General features: G+C 33.7%; 29 protein-coding genes and 1 pseudogene. 14 read left to right on the forward strand and 16 right to left on the reverse strand.

From position 1 onward, the window contains the following. Window positions 1–38 precede the first annotated feature (38 nt). The 5 genes from trxA to DFQ09_RS04640 all read left to right on the forward strand — a co-directional run bounded on the left by trxA (window position 39) and on the right by DFQ09_RS04640 (window position 3,422). Window positions 39–332, forward strand: a complete 294-nt coding sequence (gene trxA / locus DFQ09_RS04625) for a thioredoxin (RefSeq protein WP_115808496.1) — start codon at window positions 39–41, stop codon at window positions 330–332. A gap of 83 nt (window positions 333–415) precedes the next feature. Further along, window positions 416–568, forward strand: a complete 153-nt coding sequence (locus DFQ09_RS18850) for a hypothetical protein (protein WP_179349053.1) — start codon at window positions 416–418, stop codon at window positions 566–568. Between the two features lie 122 nt (window positions 569–690). Next, on the forward strand, window positions 691–2,022 hold the full coding sequence (locus DFQ09_RS04630) for a cytochrome ubiquinol oxidase subunit I (RefSeq protein ID WP_115808497.1): 1,332 nt from the start codon (window positions 691–693) through the stop codon (window positions 2,020–2,022). A gap of 2 nt (window positions 2,023–2,024) precedes the next feature. Further along, window positions 2,025–3,098 carry a cytochrome d ubiquinol oxidase subunit II gene (gene cydB, locus DFQ09_RS04635; protein WP_115808498.1) on the forward strand — a complete coding sequence of 358 codons (1,074 nt, stop codon included), beginning with the start codon at window positions 2,025–2,027 and terminating at the stop codon, window positions 3,096–3,098. A 15-nt stretch (window positions 3,099–3,113) separates the two neighbouring features. Next, the gene (locus DFQ09_RS04640) at window positions 3,114–3,422 is read left to right on the forward strand and encodes a hypothetical protein (RefSeq protein WP_115808499.1); all 309 of its coding nucleotides are present in this window, start codon (window positions 3,114–3,116) and stop codon (window positions 3,420–3,422) included. A gap of 14 nt (window positions 3,423–3,436) precedes the next feature. Here the strand turns inward: DFQ09_RS04640 and pncA are convergent, their stop codons facing one another. Beyond that, a complete protein-coding gene (gene pncA / locus DFQ09_RS04645; protein WP_115808500.1) occupies window positions 3,437–4,042 on the reverse strand; it encodes a bifunctional nicotinamidase/pyrazinamidase in 606 nt (201 codons plus the stop codon). Between the two features lie 28 nt (window positions 4,043–4,070). Next, entirely contained in the window at window positions 4,071–5,468 is a 1,398-nt protein-coding gene (locus DFQ09_RS04650; RefSeq protein ID WP_115808501.1) for a nicotinate phosphoribosyltransferase, read from the reverse strand. Between the two features lie 265 nt (window positions 5,469–5,733). Here DFQ09_RS04650 and DFQ09_RS04655 point away from each other — a divergent pair, with 265 nt between their 5' ends. Then, on the forward strand, window positions 5,734–6,096 hold the full coding sequence (locus tag DFQ09_RS04655; protein ID WP_115808502.1) for a DUF4870 domain-containing protein: 363 nt from the start codon (window positions 5,734–5,736) through the stop codon (window positions 6,094–6,096). Window positions 6,097–6,175: 79 nt separating this feature from the next. On the opposite strand, the gene dnaN is transcribed toward DFQ09_RS04655, so the two are convergent. The 6 genes from dnaN to DFQ09_RS04685 all read right to left on the reverse strand — a co-directional run bounded on the left by dnaN (window position 6,176) and on the right by DFQ09_RS04685 (window position 11,761). Further along, complete coding sequence (dnaN, locus tag DFQ09_RS04660; RefSeq protein WP_020896601.1) at window positions 6,176–7,294, reverse strand: DNA polymerase III subunit beta; 1,119 nt, start codon at window positions 7,292–7,294, stop codon at window positions 6,176–6,178. Between the two features lie 222 nt (window positions 7,295–7,516). Further along, window positions 7,517–9,187 (reverse strand): gliding motility-associated ABC transporter substrate-binding protein GldG, encoded by a 1,671-nt coding sequence (gldG, locus tag DFQ09_RS04665; protein ID WP_115808503.1) that lies wholly within the window; start codon window positions 9,185–9,187, stop codon window positions 7,517–7,519. Then, on the reverse strand, window positions 9,174–9,671 hold the full coding sequence (locus DFQ09_RS04670; RefSeq protein ID WP_115808504.1) for a hypothetical protein: 498 nt from the start codon (window positions 9,669–9,671) through the stop codon (window positions 9,174–9,176). Before DFQ09_RS04670 ends, gldG begins: the two co-directional genes overlap by 14 nt. Before the next feature lies 1 nt (window position 9,672). Continuing rightward, entirely contained in the window at window positions 9,673–10,395 is a 723-nt protein-coding gene (gene gldF / locus DFQ09_RS04675; protein WP_115808505.1) for a gliding motility-associated ABC transporter permease subunit GldF, read from the reverse strand. A gap of 229 nt (window positions 10,396–10,624) precedes the next feature. Then, window positions 10,625–10,921 (reverse strand): putative quinol monooxygenase, encoded by a 297-nt coding sequence (locus DFQ09_RS04680; RefSeq protein WP_115808506.1) that lies wholly within the window; start codon window positions 10,919–10,921, stop codon window positions 10,625–10,627. Window positions 10,922–10,924: 3 nt separating this feature from the next. Beyond that, window positions 10,925–11,761: an SAM hydrolase/SAM-dependent halogenase family protein gene (locus DFQ09_RS04685; protein ID WP_115808507.1), complete on the reverse strand. Its 837-nt coding sequence runs from the start codon at window positions 11,759–11,761 to the stop codon at window positions 10,925–10,927. A 121-nt stretch (window positions 11,762–11,882) separates the two neighbouring features. Here DFQ09_RS04685 and DFQ09_RS04690 point away from each other — a divergent pair, with 121 nt between their 5' ends. The 3 genes from DFQ09_RS04690 to DFQ09_RS04700 all read left to right on the forward strand — a co-directional run bounded on the left by DFQ09_RS04690 (window position 11,883) and on the right by DFQ09_RS04700 (window position 14,549). Beyond that, window positions 11,883–12,836: a PhoH family protein gene (locus tag DFQ09_RS04690; RefSeq protein WP_115808508.1), complete on the forward strand. Its 954-nt coding sequence runs from the start codon at window positions 11,883–11,885 to the stop codon at window positions 12,834–12,836. Between the two features lie 131 nt (window positions 12,837–12,967). Beyond that, a complete protein-coding gene (locus tag DFQ09_RS04695; protein ID WP_115808509.1) occupies window positions 12,968–13,483 on the forward strand; it encodes a hypothetical protein in 516 nt (171 codons plus the stop codon). 121 nt (window positions 13,484–13,604) lie between these two features. Further along, window positions 13,605–14,549 carry a phosphoribosylaminoimidazolesuccinocarboxamide synthase gene (locus DFQ09_RS04700; protein WP_115808510.1) on the forward strand — a complete coding sequence of 315 codons (945 nt, stop codon included), beginning with the start codon at window positions 13,605–13,607 and terminating at the stop codon, window positions 14,547–14,549. A 43-nt stretch (window positions 14,550–14,592) separates the two neighbouring features. On the opposite strand, the gene DFQ09_RS04705 is transcribed toward DFQ09_RS04700, so the two are convergent. From DFQ09_RS04705 to rlmD, 4 genes are all read right to left on the reverse strand, one after another. Then, window positions 14,593–15,156, reverse strand: a complete 564-nt coding sequence (locus DFQ09_RS04705; RefSeq protein WP_115808511.1) for a DinB family protein — start codon at window positions 15,154–15,156, stop codon at window positions 14,593–14,595. A gap of 196 nt (window positions 15,157–15,352) precedes the next feature. Continuing rightward, entirely contained in the window at window positions 15,353–16,111 is a 759-nt protein-coding gene (locus DFQ09_RS04710) for a DUF6048 family protein (RefSeq protein ID WP_245940308.1), read from the reverse strand. After that, entirely contained in the window at window positions 16,077–16,649 is a 573-nt protein-coding gene (locus DFQ09_RS04715) for a DUF6452 family protein (protein ID WP_115808513.1), read from the reverse strand. Before DFQ09_RS04715 ends, DFQ09_RS04710 begins: the two co-directional genes overlap by 35 nt. Further along, entirely contained in the window at window positions 16,650–18,104 is a 1,455-nt protein-coding gene (gene rlmD, locus DFQ09_RS04720) for a 23S rRNA (uracil(1939)-C(5))-methyltransferase RlmD (protein WP_115808514.1), read from the reverse strand. 238 nt (window positions 18,105–18,342) lie between these two features. Here rlmD and DFQ09_RS19180 point away from each other — a divergent pair. After that, window positions 18,343–18,414, forward strand: a pseudogene (locus DFQ09_RS19180) (DUF6768 family protein); the annotation flags it as partial. Between the two features lie 140 nt (window positions 18,415–18,554). Further along, window positions 18,555–19,799 carry an ornithine--oxo-acid transaminase gene (gene rocD, locus DFQ09_RS04730; RefSeq protein WP_115808516.1) on the forward strand — a complete coding sequence of 415 codons (1,245 nt, stop codon included), beginning with the start codon at window positions 18,555–18,557 and terminating at the stop codon, window positions 19,797–19,799. 82 nt (window positions 19,800–19,881) lie between these two features. Here rocD and DFQ09_RS04735 read toward each other — a convergent pair whose 3' ends face one another. Together DFQ09_RS04735 and DFQ09_RS04740 are read right to left on the reverse strand one after the other, a co-directional pair. Further along, on the reverse strand, window positions 19,882–20,214 hold the full coding sequence (locus DFQ09_RS04735; protein ID WP_115808517.1) for a CCC motif membrane protein: 333 nt from the start codon (window positions 20,212–20,214) through the stop codon (window positions 19,882–19,884). Between the two features lie 14 nt (window positions 20,215–20,228). Continuing rightward, window positions 20,229–20,525, reverse strand: a complete 297-nt coding sequence (locus DFQ09_RS04740; RefSeq protein WP_115808518.1) for a DUF2752 domain-containing protein — start codon at window positions 20,523–20,525, stop codon at window positions 20,229–20,231. An 89-nt stretch (window positions 20,526–20,614) separates the two neighbouring features. Here DFQ09_RS04740 and DFQ09_RS04745 point away from each other — a divergent pair, with 89 nt between their 5' ends. Both DFQ09_RS04745 and DFQ09_RS04750 read left to right on the forward strand, forming a co-directional pair. Next, a complete protein-coding gene (locus DFQ09_RS04745; protein WP_147298321.1) occupies window positions 20,615–20,833 on the forward strand; it encodes a hypothetical protein in 219 nt (72 codons plus the stop codon). After that, window positions 20,823–21,380 (forward strand): Smr/MutS family protein, encoded by a 558-nt coding sequence (locus tag DFQ09_RS04750; RefSeq protein ID WP_115808520.1) that lies wholly within the window; start codon window positions 20,823–20,825, stop codon window positions 21,378–21,380. The genes DFQ09_RS04745 and DFQ09_RS04750 overlap by 11 nt, the downstream gene beginning before the upstream one ends. On the opposite strand, the gene DFQ09_RS04755 is transcribed toward DFQ09_RS04750, so the two are convergent. After that, complete coding sequence (locus DFQ09_RS04755; RefSeq protein WP_115808521.1) at window positions 21,377–22,351, reverse strand: hypothetical protein; 975 nt, start codon at window positions 22,349–22,351, stop codon at window positions 21,377–21,379. The two genes, DFQ09_RS04750 and DFQ09_RS04755, sit on opposite strands and share 4 nt — an antisense overlap. A 125-nt stretch (window positions 22,352–22,476) precedes the next feature. On the opposite strand from DFQ09_RS04755, the gene DFQ09_RS04760 reads away from it, so the two are divergent. After that, window positions 22,477–23,622 carry a cysteine desulfurase family protein gene (locus tag DFQ09_RS04760; RefSeq protein ID WP_115808522.1) on the forward strand — a complete coding sequence of 382 codons (1,146 nt, stop codon included), beginning with the start codon at window positions 22,477–22,479 and terminating at the stop codon, window positions 23,620–23,622. Here the strand turns inward: DFQ09_RS04760 and DFQ09_RS04765 are convergent. Further along, window positions 23,612–25,405: a T9SS type A sorting domain-containing protein gene (locus tag DFQ09_RS04765; protein ID WP_115808523.1), complete on the reverse strand. Its 1,794-nt coding sequence runs from the start codon at window positions 25,403–25,405 to the stop codon at window positions 23,612–23,614. The genes DFQ09_RS04760 and DFQ09_RS04765 overlap by 11 nt on opposite strands.

A 25,405-nucleotide genomic window follows, 5' to 3' on the forward strand; every position in this document is an offset into this window, starting at 1 on the left:
TATTATATATTGGTTAGCAATAAAAAATTAAGTTAGATATGAGTAAATTTTCAGAAATAATAAATCAAGAGCAGCCCGTTTTAGTTGATTTTTTCGCCGATTGGTGCGGACCTTGTAAAATGTTGAGTCCAATTTTAAAACAAGTAAAAGATAAATTGGGTGATGGTATTACTATATTAAAAATAGATGTTGATAAAAATCAAGCTTTGGCTTCAAAATATCAAGTGAGAGGAGTGCCAACAATGTTATTATTTAAAAATGGTAAGCAAGTTTGGAGACAATCGGGTGTACTTCAAGAAAGTGATATTATTAATGTGATTAATACACATTAATTAAAGTTGGTTTTACTGATAAATGTCATAATTAAATTAAGCTGCGTACTATATTTTTGTTGTAATAATTTAAACACATGATTATGATTAATACTGCAGTGACACTTGTTAATAATTGGAATAACGGAGTTGTAATGATTGCTATTTTTGCATTAGTATGTCTGACTTTAGTTGGAGTTGTTCTTAAAATGATGATGAGCGGAAAACCTAAAGATGACGATTCAATAGAAAGATAATTATAAATGCAATCATTTGAAAAATTGTGGCTGTCTAAAGTGATTTAGGTGGCCTTTTTATGTCGCAAAAGTTGCGTAGTTATTGGCTTTTCATTCGTATTTTTATAGTCTAAAATCCAGATATGGAAGACATGATCTTTTACGATAGATTGCAATTTGCATTTACTATCACATTTCACTACATTTTTCCGCAATTAACCATGGGACTATCGTTGATGATCGTCTACTTTAAATGGAAATTTCTTAGAACTAAAATTGATAAATATAACAATGCAGCAAAGTTTTTTATGAAGATTTTTGCCATTAATTTCACTATGGGTGTGGTTACAGGTATTCCGATGGAGTTTCAATTTGGTACCAATTGGGCAAAATTTTCTGAGTTAACAGGAGGCATTATTGGCCAAACTTTAGCCATGGAAGGTATGTTCTCCTTTTTTCTAGAATCGTCGTTTTTAGCGCTATTCATTTTTGGTGAAAAGTTAATGGGGCAGAAGCTACACTTTCTAACAGGTTTTTTAGTATTCTTGGGCTCTTGGGCAAGTGGTTGGTTTATCCTAGCTACCAATGCTTGGATGCAACACCCTGTTGGATACGAAATTTTAGACAATGGTAAATTCGTATTAGAAAACTTTTCTGCTCTTTTTACAAACCCTTGGTTATTGCCTGCTTTTCTGCATAATCAAATGGCATCGGTTGTAACGTCCGCTTTTGTGATGTCTAGTATAGGTGCGTTTTATATCTTAAGAAACAAACATTCAGAATATGGAAAATTGTTTTTAAAAACAGGTGTGGTATTTGGACTTATTTCTAGTGTGTTAGTTGCTTTTCCGACAGGAGATTGGAATGCTAAAAACGTTGCAAAATACCAACCAGGAACATTTGCAGCTATGGAAGGCATTTTTGAAACCGAAGAAGCAGGGGCCGAAATCGTTCTAATAGGACAGCCTAACATGGTCGAAAAAAAGTTAGATAATAAGATTGCAGTTCCTAATATATTAAGCTTTTTAACCTATCAAGAATGGCACAAACAAATTCCTGGTATGGATCAGTTTGATGCCGATGAATTGCCAGATAATATACCTGCCTTATATTATTCGTATCACATAATGGTTGGTCTAGGAACTATATTTATTGGTGTTATGGCTTTAGCGCTGTTCTTTTTATGGCGAAAAAAACTTTACAATATCAAACCATTACTTTGGACAATCATGTTTTTAGTGCCCTTTCCATATATCGCAAACATTACGGGTTGGTACACAGCAGAACTGGGTAGGCAACCGTATTTAGTTTACGGCTTATTAAGAACAAGCGATGGTATTTCGCCTACAGTATCATCTGGTAATACTTTATTTACATTATTAGGTTTTGTTGCTTTATATATGTTACTAGGCTTATTATTTCTAGTCTTAGTAGGCAAAACAATTAACGAAGGTCCAACGCCTAAAACACATTAATTATGGAAATATTTTGGTACATCGCGGTAGGAATTGTTTTAACTGTATTTTTTATTTTAGATGGTTATGATTTTGGTGCCGGCATCATTCATTTGTTCTTTGCTAAAAAAGAAGAGGATAAAGAGGTAATTACAAAGTCTGCAGGGTTATTTTGGGATTCTAATGAAGTTTGGTTGGTAGCCGCTGGAGGAATGCTTTTTATGGCGTTTCCCACATTTTATGCCTCTGTTTTTAGTGGCTTTTATCTGCCTTTAATAATTGTTTTATGGCTAATTATTTTTAGAGCTATTGGCTTAGAATTTAGAGGACAGTTTAAATATCAAATGTGGAAAGATATTTGGGATAAATCCTTTGGAGTTTCTAGCTTATTATTAGCCTTGTTTTTCGGTATCGCTTTGGGTAATATTGTTAGAGGAGTCAATTTAGGAAGTGTAGAAAACGGAGTTTCCGCTCATGAAGGGCATTATTTTTTCTTGCCTTTATGGGATAGTAGTTTTAGTCCGTTAACAGAGCACCCTGGAGTTATAGATTGGTTTACAATTATTATAGGATTTATTGCTGTAGTGACCTTAACAATTCATGGTGCTAATTGGGTGATTTTAAAAACGAATTCCTCAATCAATTCAAAGCTAAAAAGTGTTATTTTTAAGTTGAATATCGCGCTGGCTGTGCTGACATTATTCTCATTATATGTATGGCAAATAGTGAACCCTAATTCATTAGATAATTTTATTCATAAGCCTTATTTATTAGTGTTTCCTTTTATTTATATAATAGGATTAGTAGGGTTGTTTTTTATAAAAAAAATCAAAAAAGATAGTCATGCTTTTGTATTGTCAACCTTATTAATCTTGGGAGGAATCACATCGTCATTGGCATCATTATTTCCTGTAATATTACCATCCATTAATAATACTCACGAGGATTTAACCATATACAATACAGCTGCATCAGAATATGGTTTGTCTGTGGCTATGACTTGGGGAATTATTGGTTTTATTCTTCTTTTCGTATATATGATTATTCAAAAAAGATTAATGGGTGGGAAAATAGATCACATGGATTATGGACATTAATAAAATGATGTTATTATGACAGGCACTTTAATTTCATTAATTAGTATTCTGGTAGGAATAATTGCTGCGAATCTATTCGGTTATTTTAATAAAAAATATACGTTTGGATTCAAGGGAAATACTTTAGTTGGCGTTTTTGGAAGTGTTTTATTAATCAAGTCTTTTGGTAGATTAGGTTTTGATCCTTGGTCTATAATGAACAACGGGGATTTTGATGGTCTTCGATTATTAATTAATATAGTAGTATCTGCATTGGGAGGTCTTTTAGGACTTGTATTTGCTAAATGGATTTACTTAAAAATGAATAAAAAACCAGAGAACTAATTGTGCTGTCTCTATTATAAAGATTCCGACCTTACGATTTGAATTCCTTTAGCGATCATTTCTTTTTTAAGCGTTTCAAATTCTTTAGCATCTAGAGCTTTGGAAGCATCATCAATAAAATAGCAAGAAAAACCTTCCTGCAAGGCATCAATTATTGAAAAGTAAACACAAATATCCGCCGCTAAACCACAGACATACAATTGGGTGATTTCTTTGTCTTTTAAATAACCTGTTAATCCAGTTGACTTTAAATGGCCATTATCATAAAAGGCACTGTAACTATCAATAGTTTTATCTGTTCCTTTTCTAAAAATAGCTTCAAATTTTTCGGTATTTAAACCGGGATGAAATTTTGCGCCTTCTGTGCCTTGCACACAGTGATCTGGCCATAAGGTTTGTGGTTGATTATGAATTTCAATCACATCAAAATTAGATTTCTCTTCGTGATTGCTAGCAAAACTTATATGATCTTTTGGGTGCCAATCTTGTGTGCCAATTACCAAATCAAATTTATCTTGAACCTTATTAATTACAGGTACAATTTCATCTCCATTGGGAACAGGAAGCGATCCACTTGGCATAAAATCATTCTGTACATCAATTATCAGTAGCGTTTTCATTCGTAGAATTTTTATTTTTTAGGCTAAATTAGAATTTATGTTTTTTAATTAAAGTATCACGCTCTTTCTTAAGTGTTGAGCTAAGTCCGATTTTGTAAATATGTGGATTTTGAAAACGTTTGTATTCATTAGGAAGTTGTTCTAAACGCGACTGAGAATATTTTGAGATTTCAGTCACAGTTCGAGATGGAACTATTCGTTTTCCATTTTTCATGACTTGTTCAAGCAACGGTTCATGTTTAAAAGAATTAAGGTCTAAACTTTTTGTTGTATCAAAAGGGTGTTCCATAAGATCAACGTCACCTTCAGAAAAAAGTGCTATCGCATCAGCACCGTAAAACATACCATTGTCGTCTATCATTCGGTAAACTTGCTTTTTAAATGGTAGCGATGTTTTAATAATATTTTCAGAAAGTTTAATTCTTGGTGTATCATTATATTCTGCTAATTTATAAACACCGTCCATGGCAGCATCTGGTTTTCCGGTGACTAGGTTTGTGCCCACACCAAAAATATCAATAGGTGCACCTTGTTCTTTCAAACTTTTTATGACATATTCATCCAATTGGTTCGATGCTACAATTTTTACGTAACCTAAATTAGCATCATCGAGGATAGCACGCGTTTTTTTAGATAGATACGCTAAATCACCACTATCTAAACGTACGCCTAGCAATCGCTCTCCTTCTATCTCCATTTCTTTGGCCACAGTTATGGCGTTTGGTAGTCCGCTTTTAAGAGTATTGTATGTGTCAATTAAGAGGACACAATTTTCTGGTCGCATTTTAGCAAAATCTCGAAAAGCTTTCAATTCCTCGTCATAACTTTGTATAAAAGAATGTGCCATGGTGCCAGACGAAGGTATATTATAATCCTCAGCAGCCTTAACATTACTTGTGCTGTCAAACCCACCAATTGCAGCTGCTCTAGAGGCATAATAGCCACCAGTAGCATGTGCACGACGTAAGCCCATATCTAATAAAATTCCGTCTTTAGCGCTAAATCGTATTCTACTAGCTTTTGTAGCAATCAAAGTTTGAAAATTAAGAATGTTTAGTAAAAGCGTCTCAATAATCTGTGCTTCTATAATATTAGCCTCCACTTGTAAGATAGGTCGGTTGGGAAACACCACATCACCTTCTTTACTCGAATAAATGTTTCCTTTAAAACAAAAGTTCTTTAAATAATCTAGAAAATCGCTTTCAAACCCTTTTTGTTTTAAATATGAAATATCTGATGATGAGAACTCAAGGGTTTCAAGAATTTCCAAAACATCTTCTAGTCCTGCAAAAATAGAATAACCACTTTTAAATGGATTATGTCGAAAATAATAATCGAAGACCGCTCGTCCATCGGGTTTAGTGCCAAAGTAAACTTGAGCCATTGTGATTTGATAGAGGTCGGTATATGCAGCTGTAATATTCATAAGAATCTAGATTATATCTTTAAAAGATATCCAAAAAGTGAAAAGATGTCTTGTTAAGAATTTTAAAAAAAAATAAGAGAATAAATTTAAGGATATTTTGCCATTCGGAAAGGGAAGAACTAATAAAGATTACGCATATCTGAAACTATTTTAGTAAAGTGAGGTTTTCGGGAAGTGGGATGGAATTTCTTAATTTTGTTAATTTTATATATGAAGTGTAACAAATTAAATCCATTTGCGTCATATAAATGTAAAATCATCAATTATGGAATCAAATTATCACACGCTTAAACGCACAGACAATCAATTATTAGTTATAACACATTTATCGCAATTATTAACTTATGTTACAGGTTTTGGAGGGCTCTTAGCACCTTTAATTATTTGGGCAACTCAAAAAGATCAAGTTGAAGGTATGGATGCTCATGGAAAATCTATTCTGAATTTTCAATTAAGCATGCTTATCTATTCTATAATTAGTATTCCGTTAATCTTTGTTGTTGGATTGGGAATTTTAACCTTAATATTAGTTGCTATTTTGGCTTTTGTTATGCCAATTATAAATGCAATAAAAGCTAGTAACGGAGAATTACCAAGCTATCCATTGTCTCTTAATTTTATTAGTTAGTAGTTAAAGATATGGAAAGTAAAAGGCTCACCAATTGGTGAGCCTTTTTGTATTGAATTAAGTTGCAAGAAATAAGCTCTTAATTATTCAACATCACTGGCATAACAAGCATTGTAACATGCTCACCTTCATCTAAACCATCAATTGGCGTTAAAATACCAGCTCTATTTGGTAAACTCATTTCTAACTGAACGTTATCTGAGTTTAAGTTATTTATCATTTCTGTTAAGAAGCGCGAGTTAAAACCAATTTGCATATCATCACCTTGGTAATCACAAGTTAAACGCTCTTCTGCTTTATTTGAGTAATCGATATCTTCCGCAGAGATGTTTAATTCTGCACCAGCGATTTTTAAACGAATTTGATGCGTTGTTTTGTTAGAGAAAATACTAACACGACGTACAGAGTTTAAAAATTGTGTTCTGTCTATTACTAATTTATTTGGGTTCTCTTTAGGAATTACCGCTTCGTAATTAGGATATTTTCCATCGATTAAACGACAAATTAATACTGAGTTTTCAAAAGTAAACTTGGCATTGGATTCGTTGTATTCTACTAATACATCATCATCACTTCCTGATAAAATACCCTTTAAAAGATTTAAAGGCTTTTTAGGCATAATGAATTCTGCTGTTTCAGTTGCGCTAACATCGTTTCTAGTATATTTTACCAATTTATGAGCATCCGTTGCTACAAAGGTTAAATTATCTTGAGAAAACTGAAAGAATACACCACTCATTACTGGTCTTAAGTCATCATTACCAGCAGCAAAAATTGTTTTACTAATTGCTGTTGCTAAGATGTCTCCCATAATGGTTGTTGTACTAGCATCTTCAATAGATACAGCATTTGGAAATTCGGCACCATCAGCATAAGCTAAAGCATATTTACCATGATTAGAGCTAATTTCTACCGTATTGTTTTCTTCAACAACAAAGGTTAAAGGTTGCTCAGGAAATGTCTTTAAGGTATCTAAAAGTAATCTTGCAGGTAACGCAATGCTGCCTTCAGAATCACTTTCAACATCAATTGTTGCAGACATTGTCGTTTCTAAATCACTAGCCGAAATCGTTAATTTTGATAGGCTTAGTTCAAATAAGAAATTATCTAAAATAGGTAGTGTATTACTGTTATTAATAACCCCTCCTAATACTTGGAGCTGTTTTAATAAATAGGTACTTGAAACAATGAATTTCATGTGTTATATCTTAATTGTTTTGTATCCGACACAAAGAACACCTTAATGAAAGTTTAAGATAAAATCTGACCTCATTTGGTTAGATGTTTCATGCTGAATAGATGTGTTTTATACTTTTAATTGGTATTACAAATATATCCTAATAGAAGGGTTTTTTAAAACAAACTTATTAACAAATTATGCGCTTTAGGGTCTGAAATCAAGGATGAAAATGACCGAAATTTAAGCGGCATATTTACGTTTTCTTAAATAGTTAAATACAAAACCAAACAGTCCTAAAAGTATGAGTGGCAAAGCAATATTAATAAATTGCCATGTGGATTTATTATCTTTAATTTTTTCCGCATCTAAAAAAGCGACATTTATTTCTTTAGATCTTATGTTTATAAGTCCAGAATCGTCCAAGAGGTAATTCACCGAATTTAGCAGAAATTCTTTATTTCCGAATGATTTTCCGGTGAGTTGATCAAAGCCCAATTCTTGTGGTCTGTTTCTAATGACTTCATTTTTTATAAGGTCTCCATCAGAAATCACGACCATTTTAGTAGCAGTACTTTTAGATTTAAAGTTTTTCACCTTAAAAGGAAGAACACGCTGATCATATACCGAAGAAAATTCACCTTCTAAAAGCACAGCTAAATTTTGTGGGCCTAGACTGTAACTTTCTTCATTTGGTGAGTTAGTGACATTTGCTAATGAAATTGTAGTTGGTGCACCTTCTAGTTTTGATTTTGGTGAACTCTGTAATAAGATTGATTTTTTAATACCATTTTTTAATGTGTCAATCGGACTCGCAAAATCAAATTTTACTAAGTTTAAATTTTTAGTAATGGAATGATTAGGGTTGGATGCTGCCAAAGGCGAATATTGCCATTGTATAGGTTGCATTTGTGCTTGGCTGCCTTCTCCAATAGACAACATAATTGGAGCAGAATAGAGGTCTTTTACTAAAGTAGGATTGATTCTTACACCGTATTTGAAGAAGAAATCATTTAAATGTAAATCGCGCATAATTGAAACACCAGTACCAGCATCATTTAGCAAACTGTCCTTATCCATAACAACAGACTCAGTAAGCCATAGACTTTTACCCCCATTCATAGTATATTGATCTAAAACTAACTTTTCATTTTCAGTGAACGGAACACTTGGTTTTGCCGCAATAATTAAATCGTAGTATGTAAGATTATCTAAGGTGCCTTGTGGATTCGTAGCGACGCTATCTAAAGTAAATTGCGCTAAATTATAATACGGTTTTACAGTTTTTAGAAAATCAGCGATGTATAAATCATCTAATTCCCCGTTACCTTTTAAGATTGCAATCTTTTTAGCTTTTGCATTGACCAGTTTACTAAAACCGTCTGCGAATGCATATTCTAAAGCTTGTACCGAATTATTAATTTGTTCTTGTAAACCTTGCGTGATACTTTTTTTTAGAAGTGGAATTTTTAATGTTTGATCTTTATAACTCGCAAAAGCCCATGGGAAAATAATGTCTTGCGTGACTTTGCCTGTGCTGTTATCTGTGTTGATGTAGGGTTCTAGGCCAGCATTTGTAAGTTGTTCAATATATTGTTGGCGTGTGGTTTCATCTTCAACAGGATCAATATAATTGACAAATATTTGGTTAGATGCTAATTGAAATTCATCTACAATTTGTTTAACTTCAGTTTGAAGTAATCTGAATTCAGAAGGGAAATCACCTTCTAAAAAAACATCTATAATTAACGGAGAATCTAAGTCGCTGATTAATGATTTTGAAGCATCCGAAAGTGTGTAACGATGGTCTTTGGTTAAATCGAAACGTTGATATACAGAACTTGAAATCGTATTCACGATAACGAGTCCAACAATAATAACGACTATATATAGTATAGATTTATTCTTTTTCATTCTCAAAAGTTATTTCTTTTTGATAAGGCCTTACGGCAATGACTTTATCATCTTTAAACGTAATTTCTACACATTCTCTTTTATCGGTAAACGCACCGGGTTCTATACCAAGGCCATAATTCCACTTATTGGTGTCGTGTGCTTTTTTTGTGTCATCCCAAGTCAACCATTCTTCTTTTCCTAAAAGGGTGGTGATTTGTTCTTTTGAAGCAGTAATCAATGTGTCAGATTCAACTGTGTTATCAATCATTTCATAACGTAGAGAAGGACTTTCTGTCCAAGCCTCACTATCAAAATATTTTTGATAATGGTAGTTGCTTATAATATTTAAAAACGGATAAAACATAAAGAAAAACACAATAGGCGTTAATACTAAACTGATTAAGCCAGATAGCCATTTGCGTTTATCAACCGTGTTTAGAAACAAAAACAGTAGTATAAATACAATGAGTAAGAATATAATTAATAAAGGTGTAATAATCATGTTATTGTTTTTGGATTCTGAGTTTTGTAAATAGTAAAAAAGCGAAGGAGATGCTTATAAAATACACTAAATCTCTTGTGTCAATAACGCCACGACTCATACTATTATAATGTGCTGACATTCCTAGGTTTTCCATATAAACAAGGTTGTCTAAAATATTATAGTTAGAAAGGCCTTCAAACCCAAAATAGAAAAAGAAACAGATAAAAACAGCAATAATAAAAGCCACAATCTGATTATCGGAAAGGGTAGAGGCAAAAACGCCAATCGCTGTATAAGCTCCTACTAAAAATAACAACCCAAAATAAGATCCAATAGTGCTACCCATATCGAGATTACCTTCAGGATTTCCTAATTGTGAAATGGTATAAACATATAATAAGGTTGGCACAAGCGCCATTAGGATAAGTGCAAAAGCACCAAGGTATTTTCCTAATACAATCTGAAAATGTGATATAGGCTTAGTAACCAATAATTCTAAAGTGCCTTGTTTCTTTTCATCACTAAAACTGCGCATGGTTACAGCAGGTACCAAAAAAATAAGAATCCAAGGTGCGAGTAAAAAGAAGGATGACAAACTCGCTAATCCATTATCTAAAATGTTGAATTCACCTTTAAAAACCCATAGAAATAAACCATTGAGTAATAAAAAGACGCCAATAACCAAATAACCGATTGGTGACGCGAAGAAGGTGTTTATTTCTTTTTTTAAGATTGCTAGCATAGATTAGTATTCAGTGTTCAGTGTTCAGTGTTCAGTGTTCAGTGTTCAGTATTCAGTGTTCAGTGTTCAGTGTTCAGTGTAAAGTGAAATGTTTGAATTATTTTAATTTCATTTACTTAGCGATTTTTAGCGTTCTGTCCGTGCTACAACTCGTCTTTTTGAGCGACGTAATAGTTTATTTTTTATCTTAACTTTATTTTTACTCAATTTAACTGCAAACTGAGACTGCCTACTCAAGCGAAGCGAGCTTATCCACACTCCAAGCTTCAGGTTTAGCATTAAACATTGGTTTTGTATTTGCCCAAACACCTTTAAACAAATCAGAATGTCGGTAATTATTTAAATCAGCTTCAGAATTCCAATAGCTATAGGTAAAAAAGATATTGGTTGTATTTTGATCGCGGTACAGTTCTAAAAAATTACAGCCTTCAAAATTTCGAATCTTGTCTTTAACAACTTCAAAGTTAGCCAAGAATTCTTCGATCTTAGACGGTTCAAAACTCATTTTTACAATTCTTACTAACAAAGCTTATGGGTTTAAGAAATTAACGGTTACGGTATCCATAGTTTTTAATCCCATTAAAGTAGAAGCACTACCAACGGTACTATTATTACTTTTATACACTGCAATTTCAATATAACCAGAGGAGTTAAAAACAACCAAACCTTTACCTTCTATATTGCGTTTAGACTCTTTTTGATCATCGTTTAAAATGTCGCTGTATTTATTAAATATGGTTTTAAATTTATGACTTCGAGCGGATATTTCGTATGCTCTTCCTTGTTGAAGCGATTCAAAAAACTTCCGTTTAATATTAGTTACCACATTTCCATAATTATCGATATAGATCACACTACCAATAATTTGATTCTGCTCGTCGTTTACAAACGGTATTAAATTTTTAATTGGTTTAATACTGTTAATAACTTTTCCTATAACATCCAAAGTTCCTCCACGTGCAATATGGCAAGCGACTTTAACAAAAATATCTAAAACAGGGAAATTGGTTTCAACTCTATCGTGTATGTTAATCTCAACAATCTTTTCTGCAGCAATTTCTGCACAAATCATACTCATAATACCATTGTTAGCACATATAAAGTAATGGTCGTCTAATTTGATGGCAATGTGCTTGTTTTCAGGACTTAACTCGGAATCAATACCAATCATGTGAATCGTTCCTTTTGGAAAACTGCTATAGGCGTTCTGTATAATATATGCTGCTTCAGAAATGTTGAAAGGCGAAATAGAATGTGATATATCTACAATATTAATCTGTTCAAGCTCGCTATAAATAGATCCTTTTATGGCTCCTACAAAGTGGTCTTTCTCTCCAAAATCAGTCGTTAAAGTGATTATAGCCATGAATTGATTGTTGATATATTTTTAAGAATTATGGTTGTAAAATTATTAGCTTTGTGTGTATACAACAGAATTACAAAATTAATAAAAGAAAACATATTAACACACTAAATGTAGCTCGCTTTTGAATGAACTTATCCTAGAACTCGAAGAAATATCTCCAAAGGAATTCTTCGGAGCACAAAACGCTAATATTGAACTTCTTAAAAAGTATTTTCCTAAACTTAAAATAGTAGCCAGAGGTAATAAATTGAAGGCCTATGGTGATGAAGATTTACTTGAAGAGTTTGATCGCAGAATGACCATGTTGATGAAGCATTTTGCAAAGTACAACAAGCTCGATGAAAACGTTATTGAGCGTGTATTAACAAGTCAAAGTAGCGATGATTACTCAACGTCTGCTAAAAGTGATGAAGTGTTGGTACATGGTGTTGGCGGAAAACTTATTAAAGCACAAACGGCCAACCAACGCAAGCTGGTAGAAAGTATGCGAAATAATGATATGGTATTCGCCATTGGACCTGCCGGAACTGGTAAAACCTACACCGGAGTGGCTTTGGCTGTACAAGCTTTAAAACGCAAAGAAGTTAAGCGTATTATTTTAACGCGTCCTGCGGTTGAAGCTGGCGAGAACTTAGGGTTTTTACCAGGTGATTTAAAGGAAAAGTTAGATCCTTATATGCAACCGTTGTATGATGCTTTACGTGATATGATTCCGCATGAAAAGTTAGAAAGTTACATGGAGAAGGGCGTAATACAAATAGCTCCATTAGCATTTATGCGAGGACGTACTTTAGATAATGCCTTTGTGATTTTAGATGAAGGACAAAATACGACACATGCACAGATGAAAATGTTTTTAACCCGAATGGGAAAGAATGCAAAGTTCCTTTTAACAGGCGATCCAGGCCAAGTGGATTTGCCACGTCGTACCATTTCAGGTTTAAAAGAAGCGCTTTTGGTATTGCAAAATGTAGAAGGTATTGGTATTATCTATTTAGATGATAAAGATGTCATTCGTCATAAGCTTGTTAAGAAAGTGATTGCAGCGTATAGAAGTATTGAAAATATAGAATAGTCTAGAAAGTGCTGTAGGTCAGGTTGTTATTGGGTTTTTGCTTTGAATTATATAAAATTAAAGCGAAATCATGTAAAATATTCATTCATAAACCTGTTTAAATTTGTCGATATAATCAAAACTTAAACAACATGAAAAAAGTACTTTTAATTATCGGATTATCATTAGGATTAAGTCCATTATTTGCTCAAGAAGAAGACATTGACCTTAATGCAGACAACTCTTGGCTAAAAGCTGGTTTAACGGCAGGGATACCAGTTGGAGATGCAGATGATGCGTCATCCTTTGCTTTAGGTTTAGATTTGAGAGGGCAATATTTATTCAATCCGAACTTAGGAGTTGGTTTAGCTTCTGGTTACACCAACTATTTTGGGAAAGATGACACTGATGATTTCGGAATCGTTCCACTAGCAGGATTCATTCGTTATTATTTTACGCCTGATGGTTTGTTCTTCGGAACCGATTTAGGATATGGTTTTTTAACCGGAATAGATGACAACGAAGGAGGACTTTATGTTAATCCACAAATAGGTTACCATAATCGTGATTGGAATATTTACGCTTACTATCAAAACACTTTTGCAGAGAACGACTTAGATGTTCAATCTGTAGGAATTGGAGCAACCTATAATATTAGGTTTAAATAAAAGAAAACATATAAAAGTTAAATTAAAGAGGAGAAAGTTTATTTCTCCTTTTTTTATTGAGTTTATTGTTTGGGCCAAGTAAAGAAATTACATTTGTAGTTCACAAATAAATGATGATTAAATGAGCACCATAGTAGATACCAATTTCAATTTTCCGAATCAGAAAAATATTTATAAAGGAAAAGTAAGAGAAGTCTATAATATTAATGATGAGCAATTGGTGATGGTTGCTACAGATCGTTTAAGTGCTTTTGATGTAGTGATGCCAAAAGGGATTCCGTATAAAGGTCAAATCTTAAATCAGATTGCCACTAAAATGATGAAGGAGACTGAAGATTTAGTGCCTAATTGGTTGGTTGCTACTCCAGATCCTAATGTGGCTGTTGGTCATTTGTGTGAGCCTTTTAAAGTTGAAATGGTAATCCGTGGTTACATGTCTGGCCATGCTGCTAGAGAATATAAAGCAGGAAAACGTATGCTATGCGGTGTTGCAATGCCTGAAGGCATGAAGGAAAATGATAAATTTCCTGAGCCAATCATCACACCAGCGACCAAAGCTGAAATGGGAGACCATGATGAGGATATCTCACGAGAAGATATTCTTAAAAAGGGAATCGTTTCAGACGACGATTATATCGTTCTTGAAGATTATACACGTAAATTATTTCAACGCGGAACAGAAATTGCTGCAGCTCGTGGATTAATTTTAGTAGACACAAAATACGAATTCGGGAAAACTAAAGACGGAAAAATTGTATTGATTGACGAAATTCATACACCAGATTCTTCACGTTATTTTTATGCAGATGGTTATGAAGAACGTCAAAATAGCGGTGAATCACAAAAACAATTGTCTAAAGAATTTGTAAGACAATGGTTAATTGCTAACGACTTTCAAGGTTTAGAAGGGCAAACGGTTCCGGTAATGACTGATGATTATATTCAATCTGTGAGCGAACGCTATATTGAGTTGTATGAAAATATAACAGGAGATACGTTTGTAAAAGGTGATGTTTCCGATATTCAGAATCGTATTGAGAAGAATGTATTAGAATATTTAAAGTAACATAAGGCCGAAGCCTTGTATAGTATTGATTATAACCTTAACATTATTGTTTTAATGTAAGGTTATTTTCATTTATGACTAATTCTGAGTGGTTCCTTAACGTCTGTAAGTGCTGCTCAACGTGATAGGCAGTCCACATTATAATTTCTCTAACAGGCATTTTTCCCATTAATGGATGTGGTAACACCACAGTATCTAAATTTGCATCGCTAATGCGTCTCGTTTTATATTGTAGTTTTTTTGCTTCGGTTTGTAGTCTATTTAAAATATACTGTTTGTCTTCAAGCTTTGGGATTTTCATGTTGCGAGAACCTTTAAACGTTGTGCCCTTAGCATCTTTTAAGCGTTCGTTATAGCGTTTTGCAATAGCATCGTAAGATCTAACAGGTCTATTCGCTTTACCATATTTAAATCGTAGTAAGACTTTTGGCATACTTAAAGCATTGTTTAAAGGAATGATGCTTTGTAGTAAATGTAAGGTTTGCTGCCCTGTTGTCCATTTGCCTTCAGGACCTAGTGTCCAAGATTCGTCAGTTTGGTTTTGTAACCAAGTAATGAGCTCAGAATGCTTGGCGTCAATTAAATCGGCAATATCATCTTTATGCATTTGAAACTATTTAATAAAGAAAAGATAAGACTTTTTACTGAATAGTTTATCTGGTATAATTTAATTTTCACCAATCACCAATCACCAATCACCAATCACCAATCACCAATCACCAATCACCAATCACCAATCACCAATCACCAATCACCAATCACCAATCACCAATCACCAATCACCAATCACCAATCACCAACAACTATTCGTCGACCTCTTTCTCTTGAATTATGATTTTATCTTTCTTAAAAATGGGCACTAAGTAAGATAGGTTAAATCCAAATCCACCACCAATTCGACTACTATCATAGGTTCTGTTGTAGCCAGGAATATAAAGATTCTCGTAATCATCGATTTCTTTTTCAGTAATTAAGACTTTCAGTTGAAAGTTGAATCCAGCAAAGAAATTATTAAAGAGTTCTGCTTTTAAACCAAATTGTAACTCTGTCCAAAGTGCCGTTAAGCCATTAAATTCCTTCGCTTCATTAACCGTAAAGCGATCGCCCCAATATTGATTATTAATATCGTAAACGGTATAGCTATTTCGCGTTTGATTGAATGAGCTTGCTCCAATACGGAATCCGACATAAACCATATTCTCCATATCTAGCCAGTTTTGATAGAAATTCATATCTAATCCGGCTTTAAAATAACTACCTTTTGTGGTATTGCTTAAGACTTCATTTTCGAGAATACGTTCTTCGTTTCCAATTTCACCAGCGATATAAATACGTTTGGTTAAACGGTAATCACCCATAATTTCAAAACCAGAATAGTCATCATCTAAAAACGTTCTTCCGAGTTTGCTTATATCAGCACCAAGTCTAAGACCGTATTTTTGCTTAAATACTAGTGTATCGTTGACTGTTTTTTTCTTTTCTTGCGCAAAAGCCATTGCAGAAAACAACAGCAATACGATTACACTTCTAGTGAAAGATGCGTACATGTGTTGTGTTTTCATTTTCTATAAGTGCTTGTGTGGTTTCTTCAATTTCTATATTGGTAATCCATTGGTCAGCGTCTGTTACTCTTGAAATTCCTAAAGACTTAAAATTACTAGAGTATCCACATGCTCTAGACACGTAGATAAATTCTGTATTATAAGAGATTTCTATAATGTCTATATTTGAATTCGTTAAAGGATCATCATCGAGCCTAAGATCGGTATCTTTTTCTAAGACAAAGCGTGTTGTTATAAGCTCTTGTTCTGCTCCAACTATAAGCGGTAATTCTACTGAATTTGCAATTTCGTTAAAGAGCAGCGTGGCATCCGAAGATACCGTTGGCTCAATAGGATTGCCATCACCATCTAATTCTAATAAACCATCTCCATATACTGTAATTCTAGATACATTTAATAATTCATCCGTATCAGAAGCATCGTAGAATTCTACTATTAATCTAGGTGTGGTCTGTGTAGTCGCAGGGCAAATGTCATCGCGTTCGCAATTAACAAGTGCTATAGCTATAAACAGGACTAAAAATTTTAAGTTTTTCATTTACTTTTTCTCAAATAACACAACCGTTTCAATATGCGCGGTATGCGGAAACTGATCTACTAAACTTAATTTTTTAATGGTGTAACCAGACTCCATTAATTGTTCTGTATCTCTGGCTTGTGTTGCAGGATTACAAGATACATAAACCAAACGTTCTGCATTTAGGTTTATTATTTTTTTAAGAGTTTTTGGCGCAATACCAGCCCTTGCAGGATCTAGAATAATGGTTCTAATTTTATTGGTGTATTCAGGATGTTCTGATAAGAATTTACCAACATCAGCTGCAAAGAATTTTAAACCTTCAATATTATTTCGTTTGGCATTTTCCTTAGCATCTTCAATAGCAGCAGCCACAATATCGACTCCAACAATTTTAGTGTTTTCGGATTTGTTAGCTATAATTTGACCAATAGTTCCTGTACCGCAGAATAAATCTAAGACAACCGTATTATCAATAGCTTCTTTATTTTCTAGAGCATAATCGACCACTTTAGAATATAACTTCTCAGCGCATTTAGGATTGGTTTGAAAAAAGCTTTTCATGCTAATTTCAAAATTTAAGCCTAATAATTCTTCAACAATTTTATCGTCTCCATATACTAAAGAAATACTTCCTGTTGTAGCAATTGTTCTATCTCCGGTTTCGTCGTTAATGGTATGTAGTAAACCAGCAACACGATCGCCAAATAACTCGACTAAATAATTCGCGAATTTATCTAAGTCAAACTCTGGTAAATCATGAGAGGTTGTGACTAAGTTGAAAAGTAATTGATTGGTTTTAAAAGATTTTCTAACGACAAAATATCTAAAAAAGCCTTCTCTTTTTGGAGGATGCCAAGGTGCTAATCCGGTGTCTACGCAATACGCTTTGATGTCTTTTAGTCGGTTTTCAAATTCAGCATCAAATAAACCAGAATCTTTTTTAAGATCGTCACCACACCACCATGTACCACGTTTTTTGAATCCTAATGTAAATTCATCGACATCGGTTTTTAATTCGTGATTATAACCAATAGCAGAAAAACCATATTCCATTTTATTTCTATAATGAAACGTGTTTGGAGAGGTCACAAATTCGTCAAATTTATCTTCAATATCAGCAACTTTACCAATGCGCTTAAATAACTCTAAAGTACTTTGCTTTTTGTATTCGTGTTGCTTTTCTATTGGTAAGTTAATATATGGAGCGCCAGGAATAGTTTGGTAAGGCATGTCTATTTCATCTTCCGATGGTTTTAAGACTTCAAAAAGTTTACATTCGGCATACTTCTTACTTGTCTTTTTTACCTGTCCTTTGACCAATTGACCTGGTAACGTATTAGGAACAAAAACAACGAATTCTCCATGTTCATTTCTAATACGACCAATACCTTTGCCGCCAAAAGCATAGTCTTCAATTAAAATCTCAATGATTTCCCCGCGTCTTACAAATTTATTCCGTTCTCTTTTTGGCATTTCTTATAATAATTTGAGTGCAAAGATATTCTTATTTTATAAATAGTTAGACTGAATTGGGTCTGTAATGATTTAGATTAAGTTTAAACGATTTATTCTTTAAAAACTTTATGCATTGTGCTATTTAATACGTGCATGTAAAGATGTTGTACAGTCTTACCAAACGCAATAGGTGTGGTTATTAAGTAGGGTTGAAACAGACCTATTGAAATTGTTGTTTTGGATATAAGTAGATAAGAAAGTGATTTTACACGAAATAAAAAGGTTAGAGCTTCAAGTTTCATCATTGTCAGGAAAAATAACGGAGTAAGTTTTAAATCGAAAAGAATATTTATTAATTTGCACGTTCTTAGGGATGATTTCTCTCCCACGCTGCTTTTTCAATACGTTTGAAAGAATAAAGGTGATGAAGGAATGGATATTTTATTCATTTATTAAATTATTTTTAAAATGGCTGTTTTAGACCAATTAACATCGCAAGAAGCGATAGATTTAGAAAACAAATATGGTGCGCACAATTACCATCCTCTACCTGTAGTATTAAGTAGAGGAGAAGGTGTATATGTTTGGGATGTAGAAGGTAAAAAATATTACGATTTTTTGTCTGCTTACTCTGCCGTAAACCAAGGGCATTGTCATCCTAAAATTGTTGCTGCCATGACTGAGCAAGCACAAACACTAACCTTAACATCAAGAGCTTTTTATAATGACATGTTAGGTAAGTATGAAAAATATGCTTCCGAAACATTTAATTTCGATAAGCTTTTACCAATGAATACAGGTGCCGAAGCTGTAGAAACCGCTTTAAAAATTTGTAGAAAATGGGCTTATGAAGTCAAAGGAATCGATGAAAATGAAGCTGAAATCGTTGTCTGTGAAAACAACTTCCACGGAAGAACGACAACTATTATTTCGTTTAGTAACGATCCTGTAGCGCGTAAAAACTTTGGACCTTATACGAATGGTTTCATAAAGATTGAATATAATAATTTAGAGGCTTTAGAGCAGACCTTGAAAAACAACCCTAATGTTGCTGGGTTTTTAGTAGAACCTATTCAAGGTGAAGCAGGGGTTTATGTTCCTACAGAAGGGTACTTATCAAAAGCAAAAGCCATATGTGAAGCTCATAATGTTTTATTCATTGCGGATGAAGTACAAACAGGAATTGCAAGAACAGGTAAAATGTTAGCTGTAGACCATGAAAACGTAAAACCAGATATTTTAATCTTAGGAAAAGCGTTATCAGGTGGTGCTTATCCTGTATCTGCTGTTTTAGCAGATGATAGCATTATGAATGTTATAAAGCCAGGAAATCACGGAAGTACTTTTGGAGGAAATCCAATTGCAGCAGCAGTGGCTATTGCAGCTTTAGAGGTTGTAAAGAATGAAGATTTAGCAAATAATGCTCAAGTATTGGGTGAATTATTTAGAAGTGAATTATCTAAATTTATAGAAACAAGTTCTATTGTAAATTCAGTAAGAGGTAAAGGTTTATTGAACGCTATTTTAATAAACGATGACGAAGACAGCGATACCGCGTGGAATATTTGTTTAAAATTAAGAGATAACGGTTTGTTAGCAAAACCAACACATGGAAATATTATTCGTTTTGCTCCACCTTTAGTAATGACAAAAGAGCAATTATTAGATTGTGTGTCTATTATTACTAAGACTTTAAAAGAATTTGAAGTTTAGAACTTACTAGATAATAAGTATAAAAAAAGCGATTTTCTTAATTGAAAATCGCTTTTTAGTTATATAGAACAGTATATAAAACCTATTGGTTTTGCATATTTTCCATTCTTTCCATTAGCATTTCAGGATCGCTTAAAGCATCCCATCCTACTTGACCAAGGAACCAAGCCATATAAGCTGCAAATAAAAGACCAAGAACTACACCTATAATTCCCATTATTTTTCCAGCTTTTACATTTCCATAGCCTAAATACTCTTCAGGGTTTTGTTTGTATAATTTTTCAGATTTACTCGCGATAATTATAGCAACAATACCAAAAATTATTCCGGGTAATCCATAACAGCAGCATCCTACTATTGATAAAATACCCATAATTAGTGCTAGGGTTGCATTTGGTAACATTTGTTTTTCCATTTGTGTTGATTTAATTAGTTAAAATGTTTGATTAAAAAGCTTACTACAATAATACTAATATTTAAGATAAAAAGCCCAAGAATTATTTTGTGCCCATTTTTAAATTGAAATTTAAGGTGCAATAATAGAAAAGAAAACATTAAAATAAGTGAATAAATTGCAGGATACATATAAAAAGCAGCAACCAAATCACCACTTAAAATTAATGAAATAGAGCGTTGCATACCGCAACCCATACAATCTACATTAAACGTTTGTTTCCATAAACATGGTAACATATAATCATCGAGTCCTTTTGCGAGTATTAACATTTTGCTAAATTAACAATTTGCTAAAAACTATTGTTATTGCTATTACTATTTTTCTAAACCTTATTTTTGTGCCTGCTTTAAATATTTGAATGATGAATATATCTAGACTTATAAATTTTATCAGTATTGTGGTTGGTGGCTTAGTCGCTTTTTATGCACAAGCGCAGGAAGAACAGAACACTTATATCTTAATGGGTGGAGTTGTTTTATTAGTATTTGGTATTTATAGAACTTCTCGAAATATTCCTAGTAAGCACGATAATCTTGAGGAATCTTTTATTAAAACAGAAAAAGAAGATGAAGTTTAAAATAGGAGATACCGTAGAAACGATTGATGACGCTATTTATGGAGTCATCACAAAAATTTCAGGAGATACGATTTCTGTTGAAGACTCCGATGGCTTTGTTTTTCAGTTTGAAGCCAGAGAACTTATGTTAATGGCTTCTGGTAATAGTTTAGAAAATGCGGTTTACAACACAGATTTTGAAGCTGTAAAAAAAGAGAAAGCATCTAAAAAACGAAAGTCAGAACCTACAGTAAAACCAAAAGAGCGTCACGCTCCTAAATTTGAAGTAGATTTACATATTCACCATTTAACAAAATCGTCTCGAAGCATGTCTAATTATGATATGCTCAATCTTCAATTAGATACCGCTAGAGGTCAGTTAGAGTTTGCCATGCGAAAACGAATTCCTAAAATTGTTTTTATACATGGAGTAGGAGAAGGCGTATTACGCCAAGAATTAGAAACGCTTTTTGGCCGCTATAATAACGTGAAATTTTATGATGCCGATTATAAAACCTATGGTTTAGGTGCTACAGAGGTTAGGATTCTTCAGAATATAGAACCTTAATTATCTTCAGGGGTAAAGTCGTCAATAACCGTGGTTAATGTACCAAGATTAATTTCTGTTGATCTAAATATCGTTAAATCTGTATCTTTTATAATGAAATCAGTTGTTACTGTTCTTGTGTATGTGTTCTCAAAAGCATTATAATCTTCAAAGTCATAGGTTGTATCTTCCAAAGGATTCAGGTACAGCAGTACTAAAACACCATTAACAGCTATACGATCATCTCCAGGACCATTTTCTCCATTGGCGTCTTCTAAGCGTGTAAGCACTCCATCCCCATCATCGTCATCATCTAAATAATCTGGGATACCATCTCCGTCTGTATCTAAAGGATTGGTTAAAGGGTTATCATCCCCGTCTTCATCCAATTCGTCAAGTTCATTTTCTGTTAATACATTATCACCATCATCATCGATATCGAGATAATCTGGTATGCCATCTCCGTCTGTATCTTGTGGGTTGTCTATACCGCCTGGGCCGTATTCATCAATACTAGGAACTCCATCATTATCATCATCTAATATAGTAGAGGTTATGTACACATCACCTGATAGTGCTTCATAATCTTCTCGTATCGTTAAATTTGCAGGAGGAACTACAGCGCAAAGATCGCTAGCACTTAATTCTCTATTATACGTTCTGTAAATAAAACGTGTGGTACTGGCGTTAATTGTTAATTGTGTCGGTACATCTAATGTTGTAGCTGATGAAAATAGCGCATCATTGATCGTATTCTTAGGGAAAATTAAAATAAGCGCTTCATTCGGATCATCTCGTGTATCATAAACAAGGTGGTAATCTTCAAAATTATCACATTGTGCCAAAATTTCATCAAACTCTAAATCTACAGTTAAGATATCACCATCATCGCAGGTGGTTAAAAAAGCAAAACAACATAGAATAAAAAAACGACGGATCATAGATTCAATTTTTAACAAAAATAACGGATTTGTAAAATTATAACGCTCCATTATCTAAATAATTTTATTTACAATATTTTTGCAAGACGAAATGGGCATGTTTAACATTTTATCATTTAAACTAATGATGAATACCCAACCGCATGTGTCCATAAAACTTCAATACCTATAAGCACATGAATTCAGTATATTTAGATAATGCAGCCACTACCGCTTTACGACCAGAAGTTGTTGAACGCATGACAAAAGTATTAAACGAGAGTTATGGCAATGCTTCATCCACGCACAGTTTTGGTCGTTCATCAAAAGCGCTTTTAGAACAATGTAGAAAGAATATCGCTTCGTACTTTAATGTGTCTTCTTCAGAAATTGTATTTACATCTGGAGGCACAGAAGCTGATAATTTGGCGATGCGAAGTGCGGTAAGAGATTTAGGTGTTACAGATATTATTACAACCAAAATTGAGCATCATGCTGTTTTGCATACAGCCGAACAACTTCAAAAAGAATACAACATAGATATTCACTATGTAAATTTAGACGATTGTGGTGTCGTAGATTATCTGCATTTAGAGCAGCTATTACAATCTACAAATAAGCCACTCGTAAGTTTAATGCATATTAATAATGAGGTTGGCAATATTTTAGACTTAGCAAAAGTAGCGCAACTTTGTAAAACACATAACGCCTTGTTTCATTCAGATATGGTGCAGTCTGTTGGGCATTACAAAATAGATTTAAAAGAAATCCAAATTGATTTTATGGCAGCAAGTGCACATAAATTTCATGGACCAAAAGGTGTTGGGTTTTGTTTTATACGAAAAGAATCGGGTTTAAAACCGTTAATTTTTGGTGGTGAACAAGAGCGTGGTTATAGGGCTGGTACAGAATCAACACACAATATTGTTGGTATGGATGAAGCTTTAAAAATAGCCTATGCTAATCTTGATGAGGATAAAAAATACGTTTCGGACTTAAAAGACTATTTCATTCAACAAATAAAGACACATTTACCTAACGCGAGTTTTAATGGTAGTTGCGAAACTTTTGAAAATAGTACGTACACGTTAGTTAATGTCTGTTTGCCAATTGCACCTGCAAAAGCTCCGATGTTACAGTTTCAACTCGATTTAAAAGGTATTGCCTGTTCAAAAGGAAGTGCTTGCCAAAGCGGAAGTAATCAACAATCGCATGTGTTAACTGAAATTTTAACTAATGATAAACTAAAACAACCTTCTGTGCGCTTTTCGTTCAGTATTTATAACACCAAAGACGAGTTAGATTATGTGATTTCTGTTTTGAAGGAATTTGTTAATTCTTAACAATTACCTTTTGCGATTTTGCTGTAGGGTTTGTGTCAGAAGATACGTTTACGACATAAACACCATCACTTAAGCGTAACGTCGATACGTTATATTCATCTTCGATGGCATCAAACTGGACTTGAATCATACGTTTACCAGTAACATCATAAACCTCAATGCTCTTAATGTCTAAACCTTTAGGGTTTTGTACCGAAAGTTGGTGAAGCGTATTGTTTTGGTTTAGAGTTAGTGTGGTGGTATCAAATTCGTCAACACTTAAAGTTTGAGAGGTAAATACAATAGTAAAACGATCCGTATAATTACCTGGTTCTATATTTAGTTCGTAATCTAAATGCCTTAAATTAATATAGGTGTTGGTGTCATTATCATGAATGTAAATTCCTTGAGAATCCTCAAAATTCTGAATGTCAAATATTCTAAAGCGCAAAGGCTGTTGTTGCTCAATAGCTATAGAAATTGGAATAACAAGGGACTCTTCAAAAGGAAACGCTTGACCCGAATAGACCTTTTCATCTAGAGAAAAATAGGCGTCTGAGTCGTAGCTTTCTGAACGAATTAATTCTAATCCATAATCAAATCCGGCAGTTGCAGAATCATGAAAATTGAGAATCAGTTGTCTTGTGTATTGCGATTCGTCATCATTAAAATCGACATTAATTCTAAAGCGCTTATAATCTTCCGGTATAATAGAAAGCCCATTAGTTTGATATTGAATTCCTGTGTTTTCAGCTGTACCATTATCATTACTATTTCTAAAGAAATAACTCTCACCATCAGATTCTTTTGCAAACGCACGATGTGAATTTCTTGTATATACTGTGGCAGGAGATCCTGGTGTACCAGCTATTCCTTCTACTATAAATCCCTGACCGATTGGTATGTAGCGTAAAGCTTGTTTTGTTCCAGAGCCTCCAGGAGGAGGTAAAGGATTTATGTTGTCTTGCTCATCGTATGTAAAGAAAACAGCAGGTGTGTTAGTGATAATTCCACCAAATTCATCTATGGTAAATAAAGAATACCCTCCAATATAATCTTGCAATACATGCGAAGGCACATTGCCATCTTGTTCCCAATATTGTAAAGTGCCATTAATTGATGCTTGGTTGGCTGGGTCATGAATAAACGCAGCAGAATCCATAGCACTAGGATACGGGTTACCAACTAAAGTATTTAAGCCATTAGCAACATCGTTCGTAATAGTACCATTGTTTGGTTTGCCTCTAAAATCATATACTTGACTTCCGGTTAAACCGGTTCCATTACCTTTCATAGTAAAACCAAGTCCTGGTTTAATATTTCCTGTAGCACCTACAAAAACCCAATCGAGATATTGATCAGACGTTTGATACGTCCATAACCAACGTTGGGCTATAGTTAATGGGCTAGAAGAGCCATCATAGCTAGACGTAAATAATGCCTCGGTACTAGATATTAATCCTGTAGCATCATCAATTAAATTAACACGTGCATCTTCATTTCCAAAAGCGCCAGAATTATTTCCAACAGGTGAACACCAATAATTATAACTCCATTGGTTTACGGTCCCTGTTTGATAAACACTTAATTGCCCACTACCAGAATTACCTGTCGTCCCATCCCCTTGAAGTAGCTGCGCTTCGTCTCTTAGATAGATTTTAGAATCTACGTCATCAATATTTACATCATCAGTAACATAAACGTATTGATTTTTTACAAAGATATAAGCATCATTTTGTACACTAAGTTGGGCAAAAGATATGTAGGAGCAAAGTAGTAGTAATGAGTAGAGGGATCGTTTCAT

Origin of the sequence: Winogradskyella pacifica (genome assembly GCF_003386275.1) — a bacterium.
GTDB classification, from domain to species: domain Bacteria; phylum Bacteroidota; class Bacteroidia; order Flavobacteriales; family Flavobacteriaceae; genus Winogradskyella; species Winogradskyella pacifica.

Bases quoted from the DNA above. Each gene is read 5' to 3' on its own strand.
- trxA (WP_115808496.1), top strand. From the start codon at position 39: ATGAGTAAATTTTCAGAAATAATAAATCAAGAGCAGCCCGTTTTAGTT.
- DFQ09_RS04710 (WP_245940308.1), bottom strand. From the start codon at position 16,111: ATGAAAACACAACACATGTACGCATCTTTCACTAGAAGTGTAATCGTA.
- DFQ09_RS04685 (WP_115808507.1), bottom strand. From the start codon at position 11,761: ATGGCTATAATCACTTTAACGACTGATTTTGGAGAGAAAGACCACTTT.
- gldG (WP_115808503.1), bottom strand. From the start codon at position 9,187: ATGAAAAAGAATAAATCTATACTATATATAGTCGTTATTATTGTTGGA.
- DFQ09_RS04715 (WP_115808513.1), bottom strand. From the start codon at position 16,649: ATGAAAAACTTAAAATTTTTAGTCCTGTTTATAGCTATAGCACTTGTT.
- dnaN (WP_020896601.1), bottom strand. From the start codon at position 7,294: ATGAAATTCATTGTTTCAAGTACCTATTTATTAAAACAGCTCCAAGTA.
- DFQ09_RS04705 (WP_115808511.1), bottom strand. From the start codon at position 15,156: ATGCATAAAGATGATATTGCCGATTTAATTGACGCCAAGCATTCTGAG.
- DFQ09_RS18850 (WP_179349053.1), top strand. From the start codon at position 416: ATGATTAATACTGCAGTGACACTTGTTAATAATTGGAATAACGGAGTT.
- DFQ09_RS04750 (WP_115808520.1), top strand. From the start codon at position 20,823: ATGAAGTTTAAAATAGGAGATACCGTAGAAACGATTGATGACGCTATT.
- DFQ09_RS04700 (WP_115808510.1), top strand. From the start codon at position 13,605: ATGAGCACCATAGTAGATACCAATTTCAATTTTCCGAATCAGAAAAAT.
- DFQ09_RS04650 (WP_115808501.1), bottom strand. From the start codon at position 5,468: ATGAATATTACAGCTGCATATACCGACCTCTATCAAATCACAATGGCT.
- pncA (WP_115808500.1), bottom strand. From the start codon at position 4,042: ATGAAAACGCTACTGATAATTGATGTACAGAATGATTTTATGCCAAGT.
- DFQ09_RS04765 (WP_115808523.1), bottom strand. From the start codon at position 25,405: ATGAAACGATCCCTCTACTCATTACTACTACTTTGCTCCTACATATCT.
- DFQ09_RS04755 (WP_115808521.1), bottom strand. From the start codon at position 22,351: ATGGAGCGTTATAATTTTACAAATCCGTTATTTTTGTTAAAAATTGAA.
- DFQ09_RS04630 (WP_115808497.1), top strand. From the start codon at position 691: ATGGAAGACATGATCTTTTACGATAGATTGCAATTTGCATTTACTATC.
- rocD (WP_115808516.1), top strand. From the start codon at position 18,555: ATGGCTGTTTTAGACCAATTAACATCGCAAGAAGCGATAGATTTAGAA.
- DFQ09_RS04695 (WP_115808509.1), top strand. From the start codon at position 12,968: ATGAAAAAAGTACTTTTAATTATCGGATTATCATTAGGATTAAGTCCA.
- DFQ09_RS04735 (WP_115808517.1), bottom strand. From the start codon at position 20,214: ATGGAAAAACAAATGTTACCAAATGCAACCCTAGCACTAATTATGGGT.
- gldF (WP_115808505.1), bottom strand. From the start codon at position 10,395: ATGCTAGCAATCTTAAAAAAAGAAATAAACACCTTCTTCGCGTCACCA.
- cydB (WP_115808498.1), top strand. From the start codon at position 2,025: ATGGAAATATTTTGGTACATCGCGGTAGGAATTGTTTTAACTGTATTT.
- DFQ09_RS04760 (WP_115808522.1), top strand. From the start codon at position 22,477: ATGAATTCAGTATATTTAGATAATGCAGCCACTACCGCTTTACGACCA.
- DFQ09_RS04655 (WP_115808502.1), top strand. From the start codon at position 5,734: ATGGAATCAAATTATCACACGCTTAAACGCACAGACAATCAATTATTA.
- DFQ09_RS04640 (WP_115808499.1), top strand. From the start codon at position 3,114: ATGACAGGCACTTTAATTTCATTAATTAGTATTCTGGTAGGAATAATT.
- DFQ09_RS04670 (WP_115808504.1), bottom strand. From the start codon at position 9,671: ATGATTATTACACCTTTATTAATTATATTCTTACTCATTGTATTTATA.
- DFQ09_RS04745 (WP_147298321.1), top strand. From the start codon at position 20,615: ATGATGAATATATCTAGACTTATAAATTTTATCAGTATTGTGGTTGGT.
- rlmD (WP_115808514.1), bottom strand. From the start codon at position 18,104: ATGCCAAAAAGAGAACGGAATAAATTTGTAAGACGCGGGGAAATCATT.
- DFQ09_RS04740 (WP_115808518.1), bottom strand. From the start codon at position 20,525: ATGTTAATACTCGCAAAAGGACTCGATGATTATATGTTACCATGTTTA.